Raw genomic sequence first — 22757 nt, forward strand, 5'->3', positions numbered from 1 at the left:
GCACTCTTAAAATAATATAATGTTACCGAAAGAAATACAATTAGAAGTAAATAAAGGAGCAATGCTTCCTTTGATGGAAGAATTTTATACCATTCAGGGAGAGGGTTCGCATACAGGAAGAGCGGCTTACTTTATTAGAATTGGTGGATGTGATGTGGGATGTCATTGGTGCGATGTGAAAGAAAGCTGGAATGCCGAGATTCATCCTCCAACGAAAGTAGATTTAATTGTTGAAAATGCTGCAAAATACGCTGATACAGTTGTTGTAACTGGCGGAGAACCTTTGTCTTGGGATATGACGCTTTTGACAGAACGTTTAAAAGAGAAAAATTTAAAAGTGCATATTGAAACTTCTGGTGCATTTCCATTATCAGGAACTTGGGATTGGATTTGTCTTTCACCAAAAAAAAATAAGCTTCCAACACAAACAGTGTATGACAATGCTCACGAGTTAAAGGTGATTATTTACAATAAACACGATTTTATTTTTGCCGAAGAACAAGCAGAATTAGTAAACGATAATGCAATTTTATTCCTTCAGCCAGAATGGAGCAAAAAGGAAGAGATGACTCCACTTATTGTTGATTATGTTATGAATAATCCAAAATGGAGAGTTTCATTGCAAACGCATAAATATCTTAATATTCCATAAAACAGAAAATCTCTTCAAGTGAAGAGATTTTCTGTTTTATGGAAGTATACAAGCTGTGTAAAAAGTAAACACATTTTATTATTTCCAATTTTTATAATTTTTCAAAGTAGTAATGTGCGCCAAGTGATGATTTCCATGCCAAGCATTCCGATCATTCTTTTGAGTTTAATTTCTGAATTATCAGAAGGATGTATAAAAGTTTTTTCTAAATCAGATGCTGATAAACTACGCATTATATAGCCCAATCTGAAATGAAGTCCTTTCAGTAAATCTAGGGTTGGTTGGATTGGCATTGTCAGATTGTCGCTTAATTCAGACCAAAGCACTTCGTCATAAGGCTTAATTACGGGATTGTTTTCTGTCAAAGCCCATTTTAGACGAACGTAACAATTCATATGGCTTTCGGCACAATGATGAATAACTTGTCTTACTGTCCATCCGCCAGGTCTATAAGGAGTATCCAGTTGTTCGTCGGTTAAATGAATTGTTTCTTTTGTGAGTTTTTCAGGGAGATTTTCAATTTCTTTGATTTTTTCAGAAATATATTCTGCAGAATATTGCTCTGGAGCTGTAAATTTTCCAATCGGATATTTTAATTTTTCTAAATCTAGTTCATTCATGGTTTTATGGTTTGTTTTAAATGGAAAGTTTGGCTAAATAGTCGTAATGTTCGCCTTCAAGAATAAGCTCACAGTTTAAACCATTTGCGATTGCTCCATTTTGAAGTGTATTATAATCCAAATACAACCAGTCAAAAGGTTCTTCTTTTTCTCCTTTATAGCTAATGTTAAAAACGAGTTCGCCATAATAATAATTTTCAGACGGAATCCATTTGCCACCGTCTTCATCTTCATCAAACATATAAATGATGTCAGAACTGTCAATTAAAATTTGTCCACCAGGATTTAAAAGGGATTTTAATTTAGATAAATATTTGTTGCAGTTTTTTAGCTGGCCAAAAATCCCTGTTCCGTTCATTAAAAGCAGGATTGTGTCAAATTTTTCTCCTTCAAAATCTAGAATATTTTCAACCTTAGCATTTTTTATACCTCTAAGACGACAGGTTTCAACCGCTTTTTCTGAAATGTCAATGGCAGTTACATCTAAACTGCGTTCATTTTGCAATGATAAAGCGTGACTTCCTGCGCCACATCCTACATCTAATATTTTTCCTTTAGCCAATTGCAAAGCCTTTTGCTCAATTTTAGGCATCTCATTATAAGTGCGGAAAAGATATTCAACACTCATTTCGTCTTCTTCAGAAATCGAAGTTTCGGTGATAATATCTTCAGGTGAATTTTTGGTGTAAAAATCAAATATTGCTTTCCCAAAAAGATCTTTCATTGTTTTAGTTCAAAGTTTAAGGTTTCAAGTCAAAGTTGTTTAATTTTGCAAATCAACTTTAAATATTAAACTTGAAACAGATTTTAAATAACTTAAGTAAGTTAGCCAAAGATAAGCATAACGAGAATAAAAAGTATTTCGATAAGCTTAAAAAGAAACCGCCAAAAAATTTAGATTACATTATGCAGGATTTGCACGATGCTGAATTTAAGAAAACGGATTGCTTAAAATGTGCTAATTGCTGTAAAACAACGGGGCCATTATTTACTCTGGCAGATATCGAGAGGATTTCAAAACATTTTAGACAAAAGCCACAACAATTTATTGATCAGTATTTGCGAATTGATGAAGACAAAGATTATGTTTTGAAAAGTGTTCCCTGTACTTTTTTGGATAATGAAAACTATTGTATGATTTATGATGTTCGTCCGAAAGCCTGTCGAGAGTTTCCTCATACAGATCGAAACAAATTTTATCAGATTTCAAACTTAACTTTGAAAAACGTTGAAATTTGTCCAGCAGCATATAATATAGTGGAAGAAATGAAAAAGAAATTGCCTTTATAAATCAAAACTGGCAATTGTTACAAGAACATCTCAAATTTCCTTTTTTAAGGCGTACTTTTGAGAAAGGAATAATTTAAATAACTTATAACTTGAATTTAGAGTATTTTATAGCCAAAAGACTTATTACTGCAAAAGATTACAAAAGCAGTATTTCGGCGCCCATTATAAAAATTGCTATTTCTGCCATAGCGATCGGGATTATTATGATGATAGTTTCGGTAGCGACAGGAATAGGTTTGCAGAAAAAGATTCGTGAGAAAGTTTCGGCATTCAATGGTCAGATTATAATTTCTAATTATGATAATAATAATTCAGAAGTTACAACAGTTCCAATTTCGAAGAAACAAGATTTCTATCCCAATTTTAAATCAGTTCCAGAAGTTAGCCATATTCAGGCAGTCGCAAGTAAAGCTGGAATTATTAGAACAGAAAATGCATTCGAAGGAATCATTTTCAAAGGAGTTGGAGCAGACTACGATTGGAACAATATAAAAGAATATATTGTAGAAGGTAAATTGCCAGATTTTACTAAAGCATTAAATGAAGATGTTATTATTTCAAGATTTTTGGCAGATCGTTTAAATTTGAAAATAGGAGACCAATTCAATACCTTTTTTATAAAAGAAGAACAAGGAAAGCTTCCAAATAGTCGCCGATTTAAAATTGCTGCTATATTTAATTCAGGTTTTCAAGATTTTGATGCTACTTATATAATTGGTGACATTCGACATATTCAGAGAATCAATAAATGGAATGAAGATCAAATTGGGGCATTTGAGATTTTTGTTAAAGATTTTAATGAAATTAAAGCTGTAGGAAATAAAGTTTACGAATCAACTTCCTCTAATCTCGATACAAAAACCATTGTAGAAAAATACAGTTATATTTTTGATTGGCTTCAATTGTTTGATTTTAATATCGTCATCATTTTAGGGGTTATGATTTTGGTGGCGACAATTAATATGGTAGTGGCGCTCTTGGTGCTTATTTTAGAAAGAACGCAGATGATAGGAATTCTAAAGTCGATGGGGGCAAATAACTGGTCAGTCCGTAAAATATTTTTGTATAATGCCTTTTACTTAATTCTACGAGGGTTGTTCTGGGGAAACCTAATAGGTATTTCAATTCTTTTAATCCAACAGCAATTTGGAGTAATCCAGCTCAATCCCGAAAATTATTATGTCAATCAAGCTCCAGTCTATCTAAATTGGATTTATATACTCCTATTAAACTTGCTTACTATTACTGTTTGTTTTTTGGTATTATTAATTCCTTCATATATAATAACGAAGATATCTCCAGTAAAAGCCATTCGCTTCGATTAGATAATAAAGCTAAGCATATGTAATCCGACAGGTAAACCTGTCGGATTTGTCTTTTTATCTATATATAATATAAGTGTGTTTTGTCATGCTTAGCGGATTGAAGAGTATCCAGTTTTGCAATTTGGAATTTCACCATTGCAGTTTTGCTGTTGATAAGGAGCTGTTTCCCGCTATCCGCTGCAATCTTTTTATGGCGAACCCCGCCATAAAAAGGATTTCCGCTCCTATCGGGGCTATGGATGCGGTTTCAGGAGAGGCATTTCGGGAAATGGAAGATTTTGGAAAGATGAAAAAATGCCTGAAAATCTCTCCAAAGGCTGAAGATCCACTAAAAGCGGATATCGGAAAACCCGATAAAATAAGAAAATGCCAGCCGAATCAGGAAAAACCTTACGCGCGGTGAAAAATATCCAAAATGTAAAGCGTCTGTTATGAGACAGTTAAGAAATAACTTGAAAAAAGATTGAAAAAAGTCTGGGAAAAGTGTTGGAAAAGCGGAAAAAGGTTCTACTTTTGCACCCGCAACGGCGAAAAACGCTCTTAGACATTCCGGCAGCTTTAAGATATTTGAGAAAAGAGATTTTCGAAAAAAAAGATTGGAAAAAGCTTGCGGGAAAAGAAAAAGCTTTTTACATTTGCACCCCGCAAAACACGGAAGCTCATTGAAAGATTGGAAGAAAAAGTTGAGAAACTGGAGCGATAAGAAAGCTTCAAAAATTTTTCAAGTTTTTCTTGCGAGAAACAAAAAGAAGTTTTAGTTTTGCACCCGCTTTGAGAAACAAGCGGAGGAAACAAAATTACGTTCGTAGACATATTGAATTGACAGCCGTTTTGAAAGAGATTTCAAAACAATATAGAATAAGAGTAATGGAATCGAGAGATTCGAAGAGAACCGATAGATAGAGCATCGACTATATAATATTAAAATATACGATGAAGAGTTTGATCCTGGCTCAGGATGAACGCTAGCGGCAGGCTTAACACATGCAAGTCGAGGGGTAGAGGCCTTCGGGCCTTGAGACCGGCGCACGGGTGCGTAACGCGTATGCAATCTGCCTTCCACAGAGGGATAGCCCAGAGAAATTTGGATTAATACCTCATAGCATCATGACCCGGCATCGGGATATGATTAAAGTCACAACGGTGGAAGATGAGCATGCGTCCCATTAGCTAGTTGGTAAGGTAACGGCTTACCAAGGCTACGATGGGTAGGGGTCCTGAGAGGGAGATCCCCCACACTGGTACTGAGACACGGACCAGACTCCTACGGGAGGCAGCAGTGAGGAATATTGGTCAATGGGCGCAAGCCTGAACCAGCCATGCCGCGTGCAGGATGACGGTCCTATGGATTGTAAACTGCTTTTGTACGGGAAGAAACCCTCCTACGTGTAGGAGCTTGACGGTACCGTAAGAATAAGGATCGGCTAACTCCGTGCCAGCAGCCGCGGTAATACGGAGGATCCAAGCGTTATCCGGAATCATTGGGTTTAAAGGGTCTGTAGGCGGTCTTGTAAGTCAGTGGTGAAAGCCCATCGCTCAACGGTGGAACGGCCATTGATACTGCTGGACTTGAATTATTGGGAAGCAACTAGAATATGTAGTGTAGCGGTGAAATGCTTAGAGATTACATGGAATACCAATTGCGAAGGCAGGTTGCTACCAATGGATTGACGCTGATGGACGAAAGCGTGGGTAGCGAACAGGATTAGATACCCTGGTAGTCCACGCCGTAAACGATGGATACTAGCTGTTGGGCGCAAGTTCAGTGGCTAAGCGAAAGTGATAAGTATCCCACCTGGGGAGTACGAACGCAAGTTTGAAACTCAAAGGAATTGACGGGGGCCCGCACAAGCGGTGGAGCATGTGGTTTAATTCGATGATACGCGAGGAACCTTACCAAGGCTTAAATGCAGACTGACCGGTTTGGAAACAGACCTTTCGCAAGACGGTCTACAAGGTGCTGCATGGTTGTCGTCAGCTCGTGCCGTGAGGTGTCAGGTTAAGTCCTATAACGAGCGCAACCCCTGTTGTTAGTTGCCAGCGAGTCATGTCGGGAACTCTAGCAAGACTGCCAGTGCAAACTGTGAGGAAGGTGGGGATGACGTCAAATCATCACGGCCCTTACGCCTTGGGCTACACACGTGCTACAATGGCCGGTACAGAGAGCAGCCACCCCGCGAGGGGGAGCGAATCTATAAAGCCGGTCACAGTTCGGATCGGAGTCTGCAACTCGACTCCGTGAAGCTGGAATCGCTAGTAATCGGATATCAGCCATGATCCGGTGAATACGTTCCCGGGCCTTGTACACACCGCCCGTCAAGCCATGGAAGCTGGGGGTGCCTGAAGTCGGTGACCGCAAGGAGCTGCCTAGGGTAAAACTGGTAACTAGGGCTAAGTCGTAACAAGGTAGCCGTACCGGAAGGTGCGGCTGGAACACCTCCTTTCTAGAGCCCCATGTGTTAGCCGGAAGGCACGCTGGGGAAATGAGATGCCTGGCTATAGGTTTTGGGTCTTGAAATTGCATTACTCTTGCTGTTAATTTAAAGAAATAAACTTTTAAGTAAAAAAACAGAGTCTCGTAGCTCAGCTGGTTAGAGTACTACACTGATAATGTAGGGGTCGGCAGTTCGAGTCTGCCCGGGACTACTTTTTAAAGCTTGAAGAGAAGGAAATTCTAGAGTTGAAGCGTTATGAATATTAATTCATAATTCATAATTCACAATTCATCATTAGATTTGGGGGATTAGCTCAGCTGGCTAGAGCGCCTGCCTTGCACGCAGGAGGTCAACGGTTCGACTCCGTTATTCTCCACGAAACTATCGTAAAAACGGTAGATAAAAGTTCATTGACATATTGGGATAAGAAAATAATAAGAAAGTAGAAAGCGTTTTTATCAGCAATGATGAAAACAAAACAAAACGGTCTTGTTCTAACGGACAAGATTGGTGCAATAAGCAAAATAAGGGCGCATGGGGGATGCCTAGGCTCTCAGAGGCGATGAAGGACGTGATAAGCTGCGAAAAGCTGCGGGGACGGGCACACACCGGTTGATCCGCAGATATCCGAATGGGGCAACCCGCTATATTGAAGATATAGCACACCGATAGGTGGGCAAACCCGCTGAACTGAAACATCTAAGTAGGCGGAGGAGAAGAAAACAAAAGTGATTCCGTAAGTAGTGGCGAGCGAACGCGGATTAGCCCAAACCAATTATGTTACGGCATAGTTGGGGTTGTAGGACCGCGAGATTCCATGCATGAGGAACCGGAAGCTTCTGGAAAGGAGCGCCATAGAGGGTGACAGCCCCGTACGGGCAACAAATGTAATGGATAGCGGTATCCTGAGTAGGGCGGGGCACGTGAAACCCTGTCTGAATTCGGCGGGACCATCCGCTAAGGCTAAATACTCCTGAGAGACCGATAGTGAACCAGTACCGTGAGGGAAAGGTGAAAAGAACCGTGAATAACGGAGTGAAATAGATCCTGAAACCATGCGCCTACAAGCGGTCGGAGCCCTTTCGTGGGGTGACGGCGTGCCTTTTGCATAATGAGCCTACGAGTTAACGCTGCTGGCAAGGATAAGTGGTTAAGCCATGGATCCGCAGCGAAAGCGAGTCTGAATAGGGCGCTTTAGTCAGTAGTGTTAGACGCGAAACCGTGTGATCTACCCATGGGCAGGTTGAAGCTGTGGTAACACACAGTGGAGGACCGAACCGGTTGACGTTGAAAAGTCTTCGGATGACCTGTGGGTAGGGGTGAAAGGCCAATCAAACTCGGAAATAGCTCGTACTCCCCGAAATGCATTTAGGTGCAGCGCTGGATATAGTTATATAGAGGTAGAGCTACTGATTGGATGCGGGGGCTTCACCGCCTACCAATTCCTGACAAACTCCGAATGCTATATAATGTTTACCAGCAGTGAGGGCTTGGGTGCTAAGGTCCAAGTCCGAGAGGGAAAGAACCCAGACCATCAGCTAAGGTCCCCAAATATATGCTAAGTTGAAAGAACGAGGTTTGTCTGCCCAGACAGCTAGGATGTTGGCTTGGAAGCAGCCATTCATTTAAAGAGTGCGTAACAGCTCACTAGTCGAGCGGACGAGCATGGATAATAATCGGGCATAAGCATATTACCGAAGCTATGGATTTGCATGTATGTGCAAGTGGTAGGGGAGCATTCTGACAGGGCTGAAGGTGTATCGTAAGGTATGCTGGACCGGTCAGAAAAGAAAATGTAGGCATAAGTAACGATAATGCGGGCGAGAAACCCGCACACCGAAAAACTAAGGTTTCCACAGCTATGCTAATCAGCTGTGGGTTAGTCTGGACCTAAGGCGAACCCGAAAGGGGCAGTCGATGGCCAACGGGTTAATATTCCCGTACTTCTTATTGCTGTGATGGGGTGACGGAGTGATGAAAGCGCCGCGGACTGACGGAATAGTCCGTTAAAGCACCTAGCTATATCTTCTATAGGCAAATCCGTAGAAGATGGCGAAATGCGATAGTACTCGGAGTCTTCGGACAAAGAGATAGCGCGCCTAAGGGCTTCCAAGAAAAACCTCTAAACTTCAGGCAGTAAGAACCAGTACCGTAAACCGACACAGGTAGTTGAGGAGAGAATCCTAAGGTGCTCGAGAGATTCATGGCTAAGGAATTAGGCAAAATAGACCTGTAACTTCGGGAGAAAGGTCGCCCCGAGCAATCGGGGCCGCAGTGAAGAGGTCCAGGCGACTGTTTATCAAAAACACAGGGCTCTGCAAAATCGCAAGATGAAGTATAGGGCCTGACACCTGCCCGGTGCTGGAAGGTTAAGAGGAGATGTTATCTTCGGAGAAGCATTGAATTGAAGCCCCAGTAAACGGCGGCCGTAACTATAACGGTCCTAAGGTAGCGAAATTCCTTGTCGGGTAAGTTCCGACCTGCACGAATGGTGTAACGATCTGGACACTGTCTCAGCCATGAGCTCGGTGAAATTGTAGTAACGGTGAAGATGCCGTTTACCCGCAGTGGGACGAAAAGACCCTGTGCACCTTTACTATAGCTTAGTATTGACCTTGGATAAATGATGTGTAGGATAGGTTGGAGACTGTGAAGGGGCGTCGCCAGGCGCTTTGGAGTCATTGTTGAAATACAACCCTTTGTTTATCTGAGGCCTAACCCCGTATTGCGGGGGACAGTGCTTGGTGGGTAGTTTGACTGGGGTGGTCGCCTCCAAAAGAGTAACGGAGGCTTCTAAAGGTTCCCTCAGCACGCTTGGTAACCGTGCGCAGAGTGCAATGGCATAAGGGAGCTTGACTGAGAGACATACAGGTCGATCAGGTACGAAAGTAGAGCATAGTGATCCGGTGGTTCCGCATGGAAGGGCCATCGCTCAAAGGATAAAAGGTACGCCGGGGATAACAGGCTGATCTCCCCCAAGAGCTCATATCGACGGGGGGGTTTGGCACCTCGATGTCGGCTCGTCACATCCTGGGGCTGGAGAAGGTCCCAAGGGTTGGGCTGTTCGCCCATTAAAGTGGCACGCGAGCTGGGTTCAGAACGTCGTGAGACAGTTCGGTCTCTATCTACTGCGGGCGTTAGAAATTTGAGTGGATCTGATTCTAGTACGAGAGGACCGAATTGGACAAACCTCTAGTGTATCTGTTGTCCCGCCAGGGGCACCGCAGAGTAGCTACGTTTGGAAGGGATAAGCGCTGAAAGCATATAAGCGCGAAACCCACCACAAGATGAGATTTCTTTTAAGGATCGTGGAAGATGACCACGTTGATAGGCTGCAGATGTAAAGGCAGTAATGTCACAGTCGAGCAGTACTAATAATCCGTAAGCTTATGCACACCCTTTTCCCCCGATGCAGATCGGGGGAGAGAACTTTCTAAAAAAAACTCTTTGTTTCTTTATCCCAGTATGTTAAGATATTGTCTGATTGATAATTTACAATTGATAATTAACAGTCGGAAGCTGCTTGCAGCGAATAGCCTTAAGGTGGTTATTGCGGCGGGGCTCACCTCTTCCCATCCCGAACAGAGAAGTTAAGCCCGCCAGCGCAGATGGTACTGCAGTCATGTGGGAGAGTATGTCGTCGCCTTTCTTTTGAAAAACCCTGTTTCTAAACGAAACGGGGTTTTCTGTTTTTATATGATTTTGAAAAAAGCTGCCCCAACCAGCCGCGTTAGTGATGGAAGCGGCATCCTTTTGCGGGGCACGCAGAGCCTCTTTTTTCCCTGTCGTTCCTCCCGCAAAAGATACAGCGGACAACACAACCCAAAGGGAAACGCCATACCAATAAAACTATTTATTCTTGTAGTTGATTTTTGTCTTTTAATTGCATTAATTTTAAATTATAAGTATTGCTTGTCAATTTTTCATTAATAGTTCTTTATAGCTATTGTAATAAGCTAAAAATAGTATTTTCTTAATCGAGTTTAGTTTTTATATTAATTTCGTTTTAAATTTGATTTATCATGAAAATAAAATAGATGGAAGAGCTAATTCAAATTATAAATAGTTTTCAAGAATTAGATGTGGAAACAGGGCTTGCGATTAAAAAAAGTTTTGTCGAAGAAACTTTTAAAAAAGGCCAGTTTATTATAGTAGAAGGAAAGATATGCGACAAAATCTATTTTATTAAATCAGGAGCGGTTAGAAGATTTTATATTGAAGATGGGGAAGAAGTTACGAAGTGGATCTATACCGATAATCAATTTGTAACTTCAATGAGCAGTTTTTTTGAGCAAAAGCCATCTTATGAGAGTTTTCAAACTTGCGAAGAAACAATTCTCTATTCCTTATCTTATTCAGATGAGCAGGTTTTATTGGAATATCCGTTATTTGTAAAGTTTCATATTAAACAGCTTAGATATTATCTTTCTACCATAAATGAGTTTAATCATTTATTTCGATTAATGACCGCGGAGAAAAAGTACTTATTTCTTTTAGAGTCATTTCCTCAAATTATAAAGAAAGCCAAATTGAAGCACATTGCCTCATTAATTGGCGTAAGTCAAGAAACTTTGAGTAGGATTCGGGCTTCGATTGTTTGACATTACATCAATAAAAAGTATTTATAGTTTTTCAATTTTTGTAGCTAATTAAAGATGTAAAAATTGAGAGATACTTTTATTGATAAAAATGCTATTCTTGGAGATAATATTGAAAATGGTGTACCTATTGAAGAAGATGTTGTAATTGGCAATAATGTTCAGATAGGAAATCATGTAACAATTTTAAGCGGTTCAAGAATAGGTGAAAATTGCCAGATTCATTCAAATGCAGTTTTGGGCGGAATTCCTCAAGATTTAAAATATAAAGCAGAATATACACTTCTAGAAATTGGTGATAACAATATAATTAGAGAATTTGTTACGATTAATAAAGGGACAGTTTCTAAAGGTAAAACAAGTATTGGCAATTCTAATCTGATTATGTCCAACGCTCATATCGGCCATGATTGTGTAATAGGTAATAATTCTATTATTGGATTTAGCGTTGGCATGGCTGGTGAAGTAATTGTTCAAGATTGGGCAAATATCAGCGGATTAACTGCAATACATCAATTTTCGGTTATAGGTGAACATGCTATGATTAGCGGTTTGAGTCGAGTAGTAAAAGATGTTCCGCCTTATATTATTGCTGCACATGAACCTTTGAGGTTTGCGGGATTAAATACTATTGGTTTAAGAAGAAGAGGGTTTGACTCTTACAAAATTGATGAACTTAGATCAATTTATAGGGTTTTATTTCAAGAGAGGAGAAATACCAAATTTGCTTTATAATTAATTGCGGAAAGGTTTGAAGAAACTGTTGAAAGGACCAAGATTTTAAATTTCGTTCATCAATCCAAAAGAGGAATTATTAAAGGTTTTGAGTTTTAAATATATAAAATGCTAAATTTATATACTTATTAAACTAATCCATTATGACAAAATATAGCACAAACTCTAAAGTTGATTTTTATTTTGAAAAGGTTGAGAAATGGAAAGCTGAAATTAAAGAAATGAGAAAAATTGTTTTAGATTGTCATTTGTCTGAAGAATTGAAATGGGGATCTCCTTGTTATACTTTTGAAAAAGCGAATATTGTATTAATCCATTATTTTAAAGAATATTGCGCTTTTTTGTTTTTCAAAGGCGCTTTAATGAAAGATCCGGATAATATTTTGATTCAACAGTCGGATAATGTGCAGGCAGCACGTCAAGTTCGATTTACTAATGTTGAGGATATTTTGGCGAAAAAAGAAATTTTGAAAAGGTATATTTTTGAAGCTGCTGAAATTGAGAAATCGGGAAAGAAAGTAGAACTTAAAAAAGTTTCGGATTTTGAAATTGCTGAAGAACTTCAGAGTAAATTTGATTCTGATGTTGATTTTAAAAAAGCTTTTTATGCTTTGACTCCTGGTAGACAGCGAGCGTATTTGCTTCATTTTTCTCAACCTAAACAATCTAAAACTAGAGAAGCTAGAGTAGAAAAAAATATTTCAAGAATTCTAGATGGGAAAGGCTTGAATGATTAAAAATATATAAATAAAAGAAAAACTCCTTTGTATAAAAGGAGTTTTTTGTTTTTATGTTTAAGAAATTTGCTGTTCAATGGTGTTTTTCTTTCGAATAGAAATAATAGACTGAAATAAAACTGAAGTCATCACTAAACTTATTCCAATGTAAAAAGATAAATTGACCGATTGCCCTTCATTAAAAAATAAAAAGGCTAATATTATGGAATAAATTGGCTCTAGGTTGAATGTTAGATTTATGGTAAAGGCGGGAATCTTTTTAAGGGATTCTGCAAACATTACATAAAGGGCAACCGTACAGCATGAAGCGAGAATCAATAAATGGAATATGTCTCTTAAGTTTGGAATAAAGGTTTGATCTGGAAAATTATAAAAATAAAATGGCAGAGCTGCGCCTAATACCAATGTTCCGCCAAGCATCTGATAAAAATTAATGAGTTTGCTATCATAATATTGTAGGAGTTTTTCGTTATAAATAGTATACAAGGCAGCAAATGCAGAAGAAATTACTCCAAGTAAAATTCCAAGTTGGTAAGAAGAATCAAAATGGAAAATCAGACTTATTCCTAATAAGGTAAGGATGCTTAATAAAACTTGAACCAGATTAAATTTCTTTTTATTGAGAAGTGGTTCAAAAAAAGCAGTAAAAAAACTAGTTAAACAATAACACACAACGGCAATTGATATGTTAGAATATTTAATGCTGGCATAAAAGAAAATCCAGTGAATGGTAATTAATACTCCAGCTTTAGAGATTTTTAGTGCTTCAGAGAATGACTTTAGCATTTTCAGATTATATATTTTTAGAATAAAAAATAGTATAATTGAGGCAAGGAATACTCTATACCAAACTAACGTGATTTCATTAAGAGAAATAAGTTTTCCGAAAACGCCAGTAAAACCAGCGAGTAAAACTGCAGAATGCAGTATCAAATAAGATTTTTTCATAAGAAGCTGTCTGTCCTTTTGAAGGATATATTTTGAATATTAATAATTGAATTGAGGTAAAGACAAATGAAAACAGACCGAGAATGTTCGGTCAGGTGTCAATACTGAAGACGTATTATTAATTTACTGGAGGAGGAAGACAGCCTTTAAAACTCATGATATAATTTGATTTTCAGCAAAATTAGGAAAAAAGCATTCTGTGAAAAAACGTAAAAAGTTATTTAAATGTGAAACTTCAAACATTTTAACAGTTGAATCGAATAAATCTGATTTTGATTTGAATATTTATTTGTAGAACTTGCATCGAAACAAAATTGCCAAATTACAAGTATACCACAATCTAATGAGTACAAGCCAATCAACTGCAGTAATTCTTGAAACAAAACAGTATTTTGAAATTTTAGACGGATTAAGAGGTATCGCAGCTTTTGCTGTTGTTGTGTTTCATTTTATGGAATGGATTTTTACCGATCCGAGTCAGAACTTTATTGGACACGGATTTTTAGCTGTTGATTTTTTCTTTTGCCTTTCAGGATTTGTAATCGGATATGCTTATGATGATCGCATTGCAAAAATGGGACTTCGTCATTTTTTTATATCGAGAATTGTAAGATTGCATCCGTTAGTTATTGCAGGATCAATATTAGGATTGTTGGCATTTTTATTTGATCCGTTTGGAGGTCATTTGGAATTGTATAGTACAGGAAAAATTATTTTGACATTTATCTGTTCTATATTTCTTATTCCGTTTCCGGTTATTGCAGATCGCGGTTTCAATTTGTTTAGTTTTAATGCGCCAGCATGGTCACTGTTTTGGGAATATATTGCCAATATCATTTATGCATTTGTGCTTTACAGAATTGCCAGAAGTTTTTTATTGCTGTTAACGATATTGTCTGCGATTGCAATCTGTTATGTCGGATATAATTCGGGCAATTTATTAGGAGGCTGGAGCGGACAAACTTTTTGGGATGGATGTGCGAGAATTTCATATTCTTTTTTAGCAGGATTGCTTATCTATAGATCCAATTGGATTATTAAAAACAAGCTCGGTTTTGGTGGATTGACTATTTTATTGCTATTAGCTTTTATTATGCCGTTTTCAGAATACAATTGGATTTCGGAACCTTTGGTTGTATTATTATATTTTCCGTTACTAATTTCTTTAGGAGCTGGAGGTGTTTTAAAACCTGGATTAAAAAAAGCTTGTATCTTTTCTGGCCAAATATCGTATCCGCTTTATATGACGCATTATGCGGTTTTATGGATGTTTGGAAATTATTATACCAATTACAAACCAGATACAACACAATTGACTTTGATAGTCGTAACTTCTGTGATTCTGCTAGTTGGTTTTGCATATTTAGTGATGGTGGTTTATGATATTCCATTTAGGAATTTTTTAAATGCTAAAAGAAAGCAAAAATTTGTACGATAAAATTCTAAAAAAAAGAATTATGGTTTGCTAAAAAGAAATCTACTATCATTTGTTCTTTTTCTTGTGTTATTTCAAAATATTGAGGCAAAAGATATAGAGATTACGATTCCTAATTGTAAAGAAAAAGAAGTTCATCAAAAGGTTCAGTTTAAGTCAAGATATAAGCGTTTCTTCTTTAGAAAAACTAATGATAAAAAGGTTAAACGAATTGATGAGATTATAGATGAAAAAGGGGAAATATTAATAAAAGCTGTAATGAAATCAACTGAAACAGGTGATGAGTATCTGTTTCGGAAATTCCATAGATTGTTAATTGTTGATAAAGAGATACATGAGGTTATTTGTATCGTTGGCAAAGAATCAGGAAAAGTAATAGTTTATAATTTTTGTGGTGAAAAGGTAAAAGAGTTTAGTTTAAACTCAGAAGAACTATTCGAAAAGTATAAGTTTTAATACTTGAAAATATAAAAATAAAAAACTCTCCAAGAAAATAAGTAGTTTTTTGGTGTTTATGTTCTTTTACAAATTATCCTTAATTCGTTTTGTTATTTCTTCAATTGTGCCCATTCCGTCAAAAGTTAAAACTTTAATTTTGGACTTCATATATTCGATTGCTGGTCTGGTTGAACTTTCAAAAACTGCAATTCTTTTAAGGTGAATATTAACATCTTTGTCATCTTTTCTGTTAGAAGTTTCGGCTCTTTTCTGTGCTCTTTTTAAAAGTTCTTCTTTTGGAACGTCAATATTAATTACTTTTCCAATTTCTAGATTTTTAGATTTAACGAGTTCTAATAAATCATTTACTTGCGGTTCAGTTCTTGGATAACCGTCTAAAATGATTCCTTTAGCAGCGATATTTTCATCCAATATTTTGCTAAAAAGATCTTTCATTATTGAGTCAGGAACCAAGTCTCCTTTTTCTTCATATTGAGACATTATTTTTCCAATTTCCGTTTCATTTTGTTTTTCCAAACGGCATCTATCTCCAGTTGAAATGTGTTCAAAATGAAGTTCGTCTTTTAAGATTTCGCATTGCGTGCCCTTACCAGAATATGGAGGGCCTGTAATTATTAATATTTCCATATTGTTTGTAAAGCGTTTAATTCTTTTTCGAGTTTTATAGTTGTGAATGCGGTATTCTGATTTTACAAGGAATCACAAATTTACAAGAAAAAAAATATGCTTTTGCATAATAAAAACCTTAGGGGTTGAGGCATTTGCAGGTAATTTTAGAAATGTATAGCAGTTCATCAGCTAGCAATAGACTTTTTTAATGTGAGTTTTTGCTGAGAAATTCTAAGCGCTGACGAAATTGAAATAAAGCTTCTTTATAATTTCAAAAAAAGCTTAACTAAAAATAATGGAGTTTTTTATTTGAAATCTCATTTCTCGTGTTTTGAAATTTTAAAAGTAAAAATAATTGGTATATTTGTATCTAAATAGTATAGACTATACTCTATACTTTGTAGTTTTTCAAAAATAAAATTATGCTAGTAAACGAATTATCAAAAAAAACAGGATTGTCAATTCATACGATTAGATATTACGAAAATTTGGGAATGATTAAGGGATTGGCAGACGAAAAGGTGACTTCTAATAATTATAAACACTACGATGCTAATACTATTGAGCGTCTAGAAATCATTATAGAAGCAAGAGAGGTCGGATTTACTTTGGCGGAAATAAAGAAAATATTAATTAGCTGGTTCGAAACAACAGATTCGAAACCAGAAACACTCGAGCTTTTTCAAGCCAAAATAAAAGAGATTGATGATAAAATGAAATATTTCAAGCAGACCAAGAATCTTCTTGAAAAAGTATGTGAGAAAATAAAAAATAATGAATGATAATTTGCTTTCAATCAGGTAAGTAAAAAAACTCCTTAATTTCTTAAGGAGTTTCTTGGTGGGCGATGATAGCTTGTTCCGATTTTTTATCGGAAGGTTCGAACCCCCGACCACTTCCGATGAAAATCGGAATGCTCTGAGCTTCCTTGTCTAATCCCTGTTTTTAAATTTATAACGGCAAAAAAAAACTCCAAAATCAAGTGACTTTGGAGTTTTTAAAATTCTGTGGGCGATGAGGGGTTCGAACCCCCGACCACTTCCGATGAAAAATCGGAATGCTCTGAACTTCCTTGTCTAATCCCTGTTTTTAAATTTATAACGGCAAAAAAAAACTCCAAAATCAAGTGACTTTGGAGTTTTTAAAATTCTGTGGGCGATGAGGGGTTCGAACCCCCGACCACTTCCGATGAAAAATCGGAATGCTCTGAACTTCCTTGTCTAATCCCTGTTTTTAAATTTATAACGGCAAAAAAAAACTCCAAAATCAAGTGACTTTGGAGTTTTTAAAATTCTGTGGGCGATGAGGGGTTCGAACCCCCGACCACTTCCGATGAAAAATCGGAATGCTCTGAGCTTCCTTGTCTAATCACTGTTTTTAAATTTATAACGACAAAAAAACTCCAAAATCAAGTGACTTTGGAGTTTTTAAAATTCTGTGGGCGATGAGGGGTTCGAACCCCCGACCCCCTCGGTGTAAACGAGGTGCTCTGAACCAGCTGAGCTAATCGCCCTATTTTACTAGGTTGCTATCGTTTGTGATTGCGAGTGCAAATATACGCTAGTTTTTGAGTTCTGCAAAGAAATTCGAATAAAAAATAAAACTTTTTTAAAAATAGTTTATATCTCCTTGTTTATGAATTTGTTATTAAAATGATTTTTTTGAAGTTTTTTCTACATCAAAAGTATATTTTAGTTCAAAGGCAATTCGGCAACAACAAAAGTGCTTCCGCCAACGTAAATAAAATCATTTTCTGAGGCGTTTTTCTTTGCTTCCACGAAAGCGATTTCAACAGAATCGTATTTTTCTCCTATTAAACCGAATTTTTCAGCTGCATTTTTTAAAGTTTCAGCCGGCAAAGCTCGTGACGAATTCGGATGGCAGAAATAATAGTGAGCTTCTTTTGGGAAAAGCGGCAAAATAGAATCCAAATCTTTATCGTTCACAACGCCCAAAACAATATGCAGTTTTTCGTATTTCTCGTTTTTCAGCTGATTCATTACAACCGATAATCCGTGTTTGTTGTGAGCAGTGTCGCAAATAATTTTAGGGTTTTCTCCCAATTGTTGCCATCTGCCTTGTAAGCCAGTATTTTTTACAACATTCAGTAAACCTTCTTTTAATTGTTCTATGGAAATTTTAAAATCGGTTTCATTATTCAAAATCGATATCGTCTGCTGAACCGTTTTTTTGTTGTGAAACTGATAATCTCCAATCAAATCAGATAAATAAATTTGGTCAATTAAATCTGAAGCAAAATAAATTGGTGCGTTGTTTTCTTCGGCTTTAGCCAAAAAAACTGGTTTAGTTTCATCTGTATATTCGCCAATAACTACAGGAATATTCGGTTTAATAATTCCCGCTTTTTCGCCGGCAATCGCTTCCAGTGTATTTCCTAAAAATTGTGTATGATCTAAACCAATATTGGTAATTACCGAAACCAAAGGCGTGATAATATTAGTCGCATCTAGTCTTCCGCCAAGACCAACTTCGATAATCGCAATATCAACTTTTTCAGCAGCAAAATAATCAAAAGCCAATCCGACTGACATTTCGAAGAAACTCATATCATTAGCTTCAAAAAAAGATTTATGTTTTGCAGTAAATTCAATAACAAAATCTTCTGAGATTTCTTTACCGTTGATTTTAATTCTTTCTCTAAAATCTTTTAAGTGTGGAGAAGTATACAAACCTACTTTGTAACCTGCTTCTTGCAGAACAGAAGAAAGCATGTGCGAAGTAGAACCTTTTCCGTTTGTTCCTGCTACATGAATGCACTTTAGCTCATTCTGCGGATTATCAAGATGGGCTGCCAATAATTTGATATTCGTTAAATCTTCTTTATACGCAGAAGCACCTTGCAATTGGTACATTGGAAGCTGATTAAACATCCAATTGGTAGTCTCTTGATAGTTCATTTGTTTAGATAAAATGGTTGTTGATTGAAATAAATTTCGATTTTTGTAGTTTAATATTACAGCGAAAATTATCTTTATTGCAAATTTCAAATATTTTTTAGAATTAATTATTAAAAACCAGAATTAATATATGTTTACTTTTATTCAGTTACAAACAGATACAATCGCAAATGCTTCAAATGTAGTGGTCGAAAAGATCGCGGCACCGCAAAATGAAATTTCAATGTTTGGTTTCATCATGAAGGGGGGAGTGTTCTTAATTCCAATCGCGTTGTTACTGTTTTATACGATCTACCTGATTTTTGAACGTTATATGTACATTAGCCGAGCATCTAAAATTGACAGCAGATTAATGCAAGATATTGGTGAAAAATTACATTCTGGAAATATTGAATTGGCAAGAACAATTGTAGAAAGAAATAATACTGCAGCTGGAAATATCTTGAAAGAAGGTGTTCTAGTAATTGGAAGACCAATTGCTGAGATTGAAGCCAACATGGACCGCGCTGCCGATATTGAAATTGGAGAAATGGAAAGGCATTTAGGCCATCTTGGACTTATCGCAGGTATTGCGCCAACGTTAGGTTTCATCGGAACAATTTCCGGGGTTATCAAAATTTTCTATAGCATTTCGGTTACCGAAAATATCAGTATCGGAAATATTTCTGGAGGTTTATACGAGAAAATGATCAGTTCTGGTTCTGGATTAATTGTGGGGATTATTGCTTATAGTGCATACCACTTATTGAACGGAAAGATTGATAATTTTGCTTTAAAAATTCAGAAACAGATTTTAGAATTTGTCAATATAATTCAAAGAGCATAAGCCATGTCTATTAAAAGAAAAAGAAGATTTCACGCCGAAGTTGCGACTTCATCTTTGAGCGATATCATGTTTTTCCTGCTGTTGTTTTTCTTAATTATTTCAACACTGGCAAATCCGAATGTGATTAAGATGACTTTGCCAAAAGCTAAAGCGAATGAAAAAACCAATAAACAGCTAATTAGTTTATCGGTTACAGAAGATAAAAAGTTCTACATTGACAAACAGGAGGTAGATTTTGAAAATCTAGAAACGAGTTTAATGTCAAAAATAGGAACAGATAAAGAACAAACCGTTGTAGTTCGAATTCCGTTTAATCTGCAAGTTCAAGACTTAGTAGATGTTTTACAGATAGGGGTGAAGAACAATTTGAAGTTTGTAATTGCTACAAGTCCGAAGTAGTCATTGCGAGGAACGAAGCAATCACAATAAGGAATGTGCCACAATCTTGTCATTTCGACGAAGGAGAAATCTCCATAAGTAACTCCGTAATGAATATCCAATCTTTGTAGAGCTTCTCGCGAAGATTTCTCCTTCGTCGAAATGACAAACGAGGCGAAGTGAGTGTGTCGAAATAAAACTTAATAAAAAAGGCTTTCAGATTTCTGAAAGCCTTTTTCTATGATAACAGTGTAAATTTGTGTAATTCGTGTTTTCTAATTAATCTAAACTAAAATTATAAATAATTTTTCCAACTTGTTTTGCAGCGGCATTTGCATCGGCAGACCATTTGGTGTTTAATGCTGCGATTTTAGCTTGTTCTAATAAACAGCTTGCTGTATTTGTTGTTCCTTTTACTCCTGGCGTTGCGCTTATGGTTTTTCCATTTTGATCAACTGTAACTTCAACAACTACTCTTCCTTGTTCATTGCAAGTGTATTTAGGTGCTGGTTTAGAAAGTGCTTTTCGTCCATTTAATGAATATCCAGATCCTCCACCAGAACCGCCGCCGCTTCCAGCTCCATAACCGCTTCCGGTTCCAATACCATTTCCAGTTCCGTTTCCGCCTCCAGTTCCCCCCCCAGAACCACCACTTCCATAGTAACCGTTAGAGTTTAGACTTCCGTTTGATTTTCCTTTATTTCCTGCTGCTTTATCGTCTCCGTCACCACCTTTGTTCGAACCCTTCATAATGCTGGCTAATACATCGTTTGTCGAATTAGAAACTTTTGGTTTCTCCGGTACAGGTTTTTGTATCGGTTTTTCAACAGGAACAGGTTTTTTAGGCTTTTCTTTTGTCGGAATTACAACGTCATTATCTGCAGTTGTATTTTCTTGTGTAATTATCGATTCCTCTTCTGGAGTTGCTTTTGCAGGCGCTTGTTTTACATTGTTTTTTACATCCAGAACTTCGCTTTTATAATTGGCGCCAGAACCTAAATCGCTGTCTCCAAAATTTATGGTTACGCCTCCACCGCCACCTCCGCCATCAGCAAGAGCAACATTGTTTTCTGGATTATATGGTGGCCAGAAACGTATAAATAACAGTAATAGAATTATTACTGCATAAATAGCTGTTGTGAATAGCAATGATTTCTTTTGATCTGAAGAAATTGAGGAACTCATTTAAATTCTAAATTTTGAAATGTATTATTTTAAAAACGTTTAAAAGTAGTAAAAATTGTTTAGAATGAAAGAGAGAATTTAACCGCGCGTTATGAGTTTTTAGAATTTATTATAACGCAAAGTTCACAAAGGTTTACGCAAAGAAACGCAAGTTTTATCTGTTTAATTTGAGAAATCTTTAGGTTAAAGTTCACAAAGTTTAATATAGACACAGCTTTGCGAACTTAATATTTAGATATTGCTTGCGCTCTGAATTAAAATATCTTAGCGTGCTTTGCGTTAAAATCTATGGGTACAAAAAAAACGAGCCAAATAAAAATCTGGCTCGTTATATATTAAAGTGTAAAATATATTACACTAACTGTTTCAATGCAATCTCAAAAGCAGTTGCACTGATATTTGTTTTAGATGGGCTTAGAGCATGCGCTTTAACAATTGCATTTTTAATAGTTTCTGAAGTGTCATTAAAAATTGCCTCGTCTGTCATTTGAACTTTTTTCTCCATGAAATAAGCAAAAACTCTCGCCATTCCGCAGTTTGAAATAAAGTCAGGAATTAAACTTACTTTACTATCTACTTCTTCCATGATAGAACCAAAGAAAATTTCTTTGTCTGCGAAAGGAACATTTGCTCCGCATGAAATTACTTCCAATCCGTTTGCGACTAAACTGTCAATTTGAGCCTGAGTTACCAATCTTGAAGCTGCACAAGGCGTGAAAATCTCAGCGCCAATTGTCCAGATTTTAGAATTGATTTCCTCAAACGGAATCATATTATCAGCAACTAATTTGTTTCCGTCTTTATTTAAGAACAAAGCTCTGATTTCTTCAAAAGAAAAACCTTCTTCTTTTATTAATCCGCCATCGCGGTCGATAATTCCAATTACTTTTGCGCCCATTTCGGCTAGATAAAAAGCAGCGGCAGAACCTACGTTTCCGAAACCTTGTACGATTGCTTTTTTACCTTTAATGTCTCCTCCGTAAGTTGCATAGAAATGACGAACTGCTTCGGCCACACCAAAACCAGTAATCATATCAGCAACTGTGTATTTCCTAGTTACGTCTGGTGAGAATTTTGGGTTTTCGATAACCTTAATTACACCTTGACGCAATTGCCCGATTCTATTAATTTTATCTGCTTCTGTTGGTTTGAAGTGTCCGTTGAAAACTCCTTCTTGCGGATGCCAAACGCCACATTCTTCTGTCATTGGAATTACTTCGTGAATCTCATCAACATTCAAATCTCCTCCAGTTCCGTAGTAGCTTTTTAGTAACGGAGAAACCGCTTTGTACCAGCGTTGTAAAACTCCTTTTTTGCGAGGATCGTTCGGATCAAAATTTATTCCAGATTTAGCACCGCCAATTGCAGGGCCTGAAACAGAGAATTTAACTTCCATTGTTTTAGCTAGAGATAAAACTTCGTTCATGTCTAAGCCTTTTCTCATTCTTGTTCCTCCACCCGCAGCTCCTCCACGAAGTGAATTAATAACAGTCCACCCTTCGGCTTCTGTTTCTGAATCTTTCCAATTGAAAACAATTTCAGGTGCTTTGTTTTCAAATTGTTGTAATAAATCTTTCATTTTGTTGTGATATGTTTATTTTGCGTAA

At 36.9% G+C, this 22757-nt stretch carries 19 protein-coding genes, 3 tRNA genes and 3 rRNA genes; 17 read left to right on the forward strand and 8 right to left on the reverse strand.

Annotation, left to right across the window (positions count from 1 at the left end; all coding sequences use genetic code 11):
• The first annotated feature begins 19 nt into the window (after positions 1-19).
• On the forward strand, positions 20-652 hold the full coding sequence (locus BB050_RS10060; protein ID WP_066033483.1) for a 7-carboxy-7-deazaguanine synthase QueE: 633 nt from the start codon (positions 20-22) through the stop codon (positions 650-652).
• A gap of 101 nt (positions 653-753) precedes the next feature.
• Here BB050_RS10060 and BB050_RS10065 read toward each other — a convergent pair whose 3' ends face one another.
• Both BB050_RS10065 and BB050_RS10070 read right to left on the reverse strand, forming a co-directional pair.
• On the reverse strand, positions 754-1272 hold the full coding sequence (locus tag BB050_RS10065) for a YfiT family bacillithiol transferase (RefSeq protein WP_418251619.1): 519 nt from the start codon (positions 1270-1272) through the stop codon (positions 754-756).
• Positions 1273-1288: 16 nt separating this feature from the next.
• Positions 1289-1996: a class I SAM-dependent methyltransferase gene (locus tag BB050_RS10070; protein ID WP_066033484.1), complete on the reverse strand. Its 708-nt coding sequence runs from the start codon at positions 1994-1996 to the stop codon at positions 1289-1291.
• A gap of 71 nt (positions 1997-2067) precedes the next feature.
• Between BB050_RS10070 and BB050_RS10075 the strand changes: the two genes are divergently transcribed.
• The 11 genes from BB050_RS10075 (at position 2068) to BB050_RS10125 (ending at position 12392) form a co-directional block, all read left to right on the forward strand.
• Positions 2068-2562: a YkgJ family cysteine cluster protein gene (locus BB050_RS10075; RefSeq protein WP_066033485.1), complete on the forward strand. Its 495-nt coding sequence runs from the start codon at positions 2068-2070 to the stop codon at positions 2560-2562.
• A gap of 89 nt (positions 2563-2651) precedes the next feature.
• Entirely contained in the window at positions 2652-3887 is a 1236-nt protein-coding gene (locus tag BB050_RS10080; RefSeq protein WP_066033486.1) for an ABC transporter permease, read from the forward strand.
• A 121-nt stretch (positions 3888-4008) separates the two neighbouring features.
• Complete coding sequence (locus BB050_RS10085; RefSeq protein WP_123906992.1) at positions 4009-4290, forward strand: hypothetical protein; 282 nt, start codon at positions 4009-4011, stop codon at positions 4288-4290.
• A 527-nt stretch (positions 4291-4817) separates the two neighbouring features.
• Positions 4818-6331, forward strand: a 16S ribosomal RNA gene (locus BB050_RS10090).
• Positions 6332-6459: 128 nt separating this feature from the next.
• Positions 6460-6533 (forward strand) — tRNA-Ile (locus BB050_RS10095).
• A 91-nt stretch (positions 6534-6624) separates the two neighbouring features.
• A tRNA-Ala gene (locus BB050_RS10100) sits at positions 6625-6698 on the forward strand.
• A 136-nt stretch (positions 6699-6834) separates the two neighbouring features.
• A 23S ribosomal RNA gene (locus BB050_RS10105) occupies positions 6835-9717 on the forward strand.
• Between the two features lie 144 nt (positions 9718-9861).
• Positions 9862-9971, forward strand: a 5S ribosomal RNA gene (rrf, locus tag BB050_RS10110).
• The 16S, 23S and 5S rRNA genes sit together here with 2 tRNA genes alongside, the layout of an rRNA operon.
• 388 nt (positions 9972-10359) lie before the next feature.
• Positions 10360-10923 (forward strand): Crp/Fnr family transcriptional regulator, encoded by a 564-nt coding sequence (locus tag BB050_RS10115; RefSeq protein ID WP_066033488.1) that lies wholly within the window; start codon positions 10360-10362, stop codon positions 10921-10923.
• Positions 10924-10986: 63 nt separating this feature from the next.
• Positions 10987-11655 (forward strand): acyl-ACP--UDP-N-acetylglucosamine O-acyltransferase, encoded by a 669-nt coding sequence (gene lpxA / locus BB050_RS10120; RefSeq protein WP_236940437.1) that lies wholly within the window; start codon positions 10987-10989, stop codon positions 11653-11655.
• Between the two features lie 143 nt (positions 11656-11798).
• Complete coding sequence (locus BB050_RS10125; protein ID WP_066033489.1) at positions 11799-12392, forward strand: YdeI/OmpD-associated family protein; 594 nt, start codon at positions 11799-11801, stop codon at positions 12390-12392.
• Positions 12393-12449: 57 nt separating this feature from the next.
• On the opposite strand, the gene BB050_RS10130 is transcribed toward BB050_RS10125, so the two are convergent.
• The gene (locus tag BB050_RS10130) at positions 12450-13340 is read right to left on the reverse strand and encodes a DMT family transporter (RefSeq protein WP_066033490.1); all 891 of its coding nucleotides are present in this window, start codon (positions 13338-13340) and stop codon (positions 12450-12452) included.
• Between the two features lie 343 nt (positions 13341-13683).
• Between BB050_RS10130 and BB050_RS10135 the strand changes: the two genes are divergently transcribed.
• A complete protein-coding gene (locus BB050_RS10135) occupies positions 13684-14778 on the forward strand; it encodes an acyltransferase family protein (RefSeq protein ID WP_066033491.1) in 1095 nt (364 codons plus the stop codon).
• Between the two features lie 24 nt (positions 14779-14802).
• Complete coding sequence (locus BB050_RS10140; protein WP_066033492.1) at positions 14803-15231, forward strand: hypothetical protein; 429 nt, start codon at positions 14803-14805, stop codon at positions 15229-15231.
• A gap of 66 nt (positions 15232-15297) precedes the next feature.
• Here the strand turns inward: BB050_RS10140 and BB050_RS10145 are convergent, their stop codons facing one another.
• Positions 15298-15861 carry an adenylate kinase family protein gene (locus BB050_RS10145; RefSeq protein ID WP_066033493.1) on the reverse strand — a complete coding sequence of 188 codons (564 nt, stop codon included), beginning with the start codon at positions 15859-15861 and terminating at the stop codon, positions 15298-15300.
• 404 nt (positions 15862-16265) lie between these two features.
• Between BB050_RS10145 and BB050_RS10150 the strand changes: the two genes are divergently transcribed.
• Positions 16266-16625, forward strand: a complete 360-nt coding sequence (locus tag BB050_RS10150; RefSeq protein ID WP_066033494.1) for a MerR family transcriptional regulator — start codon at positions 16266-16268, stop codon at positions 16623-16625.
• Between the two features lie 656 nt (positions 16626-17281).
• On the opposite strand, the gene BB050_RS10155 is transcribed toward BB050_RS10150, so the two are convergent.
• Together BB050_RS10155 and BB050_RS10160 are read right to left on the reverse strand one after the other, a co-directional pair.
• Positions 17282-17356, reverse strand: a tRNA-Val gene (locus tag BB050_RS10155).
• A 178-nt stretch (positions 17357-17534) separates the two neighbouring features.
• Positions 17535-18761 (reverse strand): bifunctional folylpolyglutamate synthase/dihydrofolate synthase, encoded by a 1227-nt coding sequence (locus tag BB050_RS10160; protein ID WP_066035132.1) that lies wholly within the window; start codon positions 18759-18761, stop codon positions 17535-17537.
• 130 nt (positions 18762-18891) lie between these two features.
• Here BB050_RS10160 and BB050_RS10165 point away from each other — a divergent pair, with 130 nt between their 5' ends.
• The gene (locus tag BB050_RS10165; RefSeq protein ID WP_008464191.1) at positions 18892-19587 is read left to right on the forward strand and encodes a MotA/TolQ/ExbB proton channel family protein; all 696 of its coding nucleotides are present in this window, start codon (positions 18892-18894) and stop codon (positions 19585-19587) included.
• Between the two features lie 3 nt (positions 19588-19590).
• Entirely contained in the window at positions 19591-19986 is a 396-nt protein-coding gene (locus BB050_RS10170) for an ExbD/TolR family protein (protein ID WP_008464192.1), read from the forward strand.
• A gap of 258 nt (positions 19987-20244) precedes the next feature.
• Here BB050_RS10170 and BB050_RS10175 read toward each other — a convergent pair whose 3' ends face one another.
• Positions 20245-21150: a hypothetical protein gene (locus tag BB050_RS10175; RefSeq protein WP_066033495.1), complete on the reverse strand. Its 906-nt coding sequence runs from the start codon at positions 21148-21150 to the stop codon at positions 20245-20247.
• A gap of 352 nt (positions 21151-21502) precedes the next feature.
• On the reverse strand, positions 21503-22729 hold the full coding sequence (locus tag BB050_RS10180; protein WP_066033496.1) for a Glu/Leu/Phe/Val dehydrogenase dimerization domain-containing protein: 1227 nt from the start codon (positions 22727-22729) through the stop codon (positions 21503-21505).
• Between the last annotated feature and the right edge of the window lie 28 nt (positions 22730-22757).

The organism is Flavobacterium anhuiense, assembly GCF_001705175.1.
In the GTDB taxonomy this organism is placed as follows: domain Bacteria; phylum Bacteroidota; class Bacteroidia; order Flavobacteriales; family Flavobacteriaceae; genus Flavobacterium; species Flavobacterium anhuiense.

Coding starts and splice junctions, on each gene's coding strand:
- BB050_RS10060 (WP_066033483.1), top strand. CDS start 20: ATGTTACCGAAAGAAATACAATTAGAAGTAAATAAAGGAGCAATGCTT.
- BB050_RS10065 (WP_418251619.1), bottom strand. CDS start 1,272: ATGAATGAACTAGATTTAGAAAAATTAAAATATCCGATTGGAAAATTT.
- BB050_RS10070 (WP_066033484.1), bottom strand. CDS start 1,996: ATGAAAGATCTTTTTGGGAAAGCAATATTTGATTTTTACACCAAAAAT.
- BB050_RS10115 (WP_066033488.1), top strand. CDS start 10,360: ATGGAAGAGCTAATTCAAATTATAAATAGTTTTCAAGAATTAGATGTG.
- BB050_RS10125 (WP_066033489.1), top strand. CDS start 11,799: ATGACAAAATATAGCACAAACTCTAAAGTTGATTTTTATTTTGAAAAG.
- BB050_RS10130 (WP_066033490.1), bottom strand. CDS start 13,340: ATGAAAAAATCTTATTTGATACTGCATTCTGCAGTTTTACTCGCTGGT.
- BB050_RS10135 (WP_066033491.1), top strand. CDS start 13,684: ATGAGTACAAGCCAATCAACTGCAGTAATTCTTGAAACAAAACAGTAT.
- BB050_RS10145 (WP_066033493.1), bottom strand. CDS start 15,861: ATGGAAATATTAATAATTACAGGCCCTCCATATTCTGGTAAGGGCACG.
- BB050_RS10150 (WP_066033494.1), top strand. CDS start 16,266: ATGCTAGTAAACGAATTATCAAAAAAAACAGGATTGTCAATTCATACG.
- BB050_RS10160 (WP_066035132.1), bottom strand. CDS start 18,761: ATGAACTATCAAGAGACTACCAATTGGATGTTTAATCAGCTTCCAATG.
- BB050_RS10165 (WP_008464191.1), top strand. CDS start 18,892: ATGTTTACTTTTATTCAGTTACAAACAGATACAATCGCAAATGCTTCA.
- BB050_RS10170 (WP_008464192.1), top strand. CDS start 19,591: ATGTCTATTAAAAGAAAAAGAAGATTTCACGCCGAAGTTGCGACTTCA.
- BB050_RS10175 (WP_066033495.1), bottom strand. CDS start 21,150: ATGAGTTCCTCAATTTCTTCAGATCAAAAGAAATCATTGCTATTCACA.
- BB050_RS10180 (WP_066033496.1), bottom strand. CDS start 22,729: ATGAAAGATTTATTACAACAATTTGAAAACAAAGCACCTGAAATTGTT.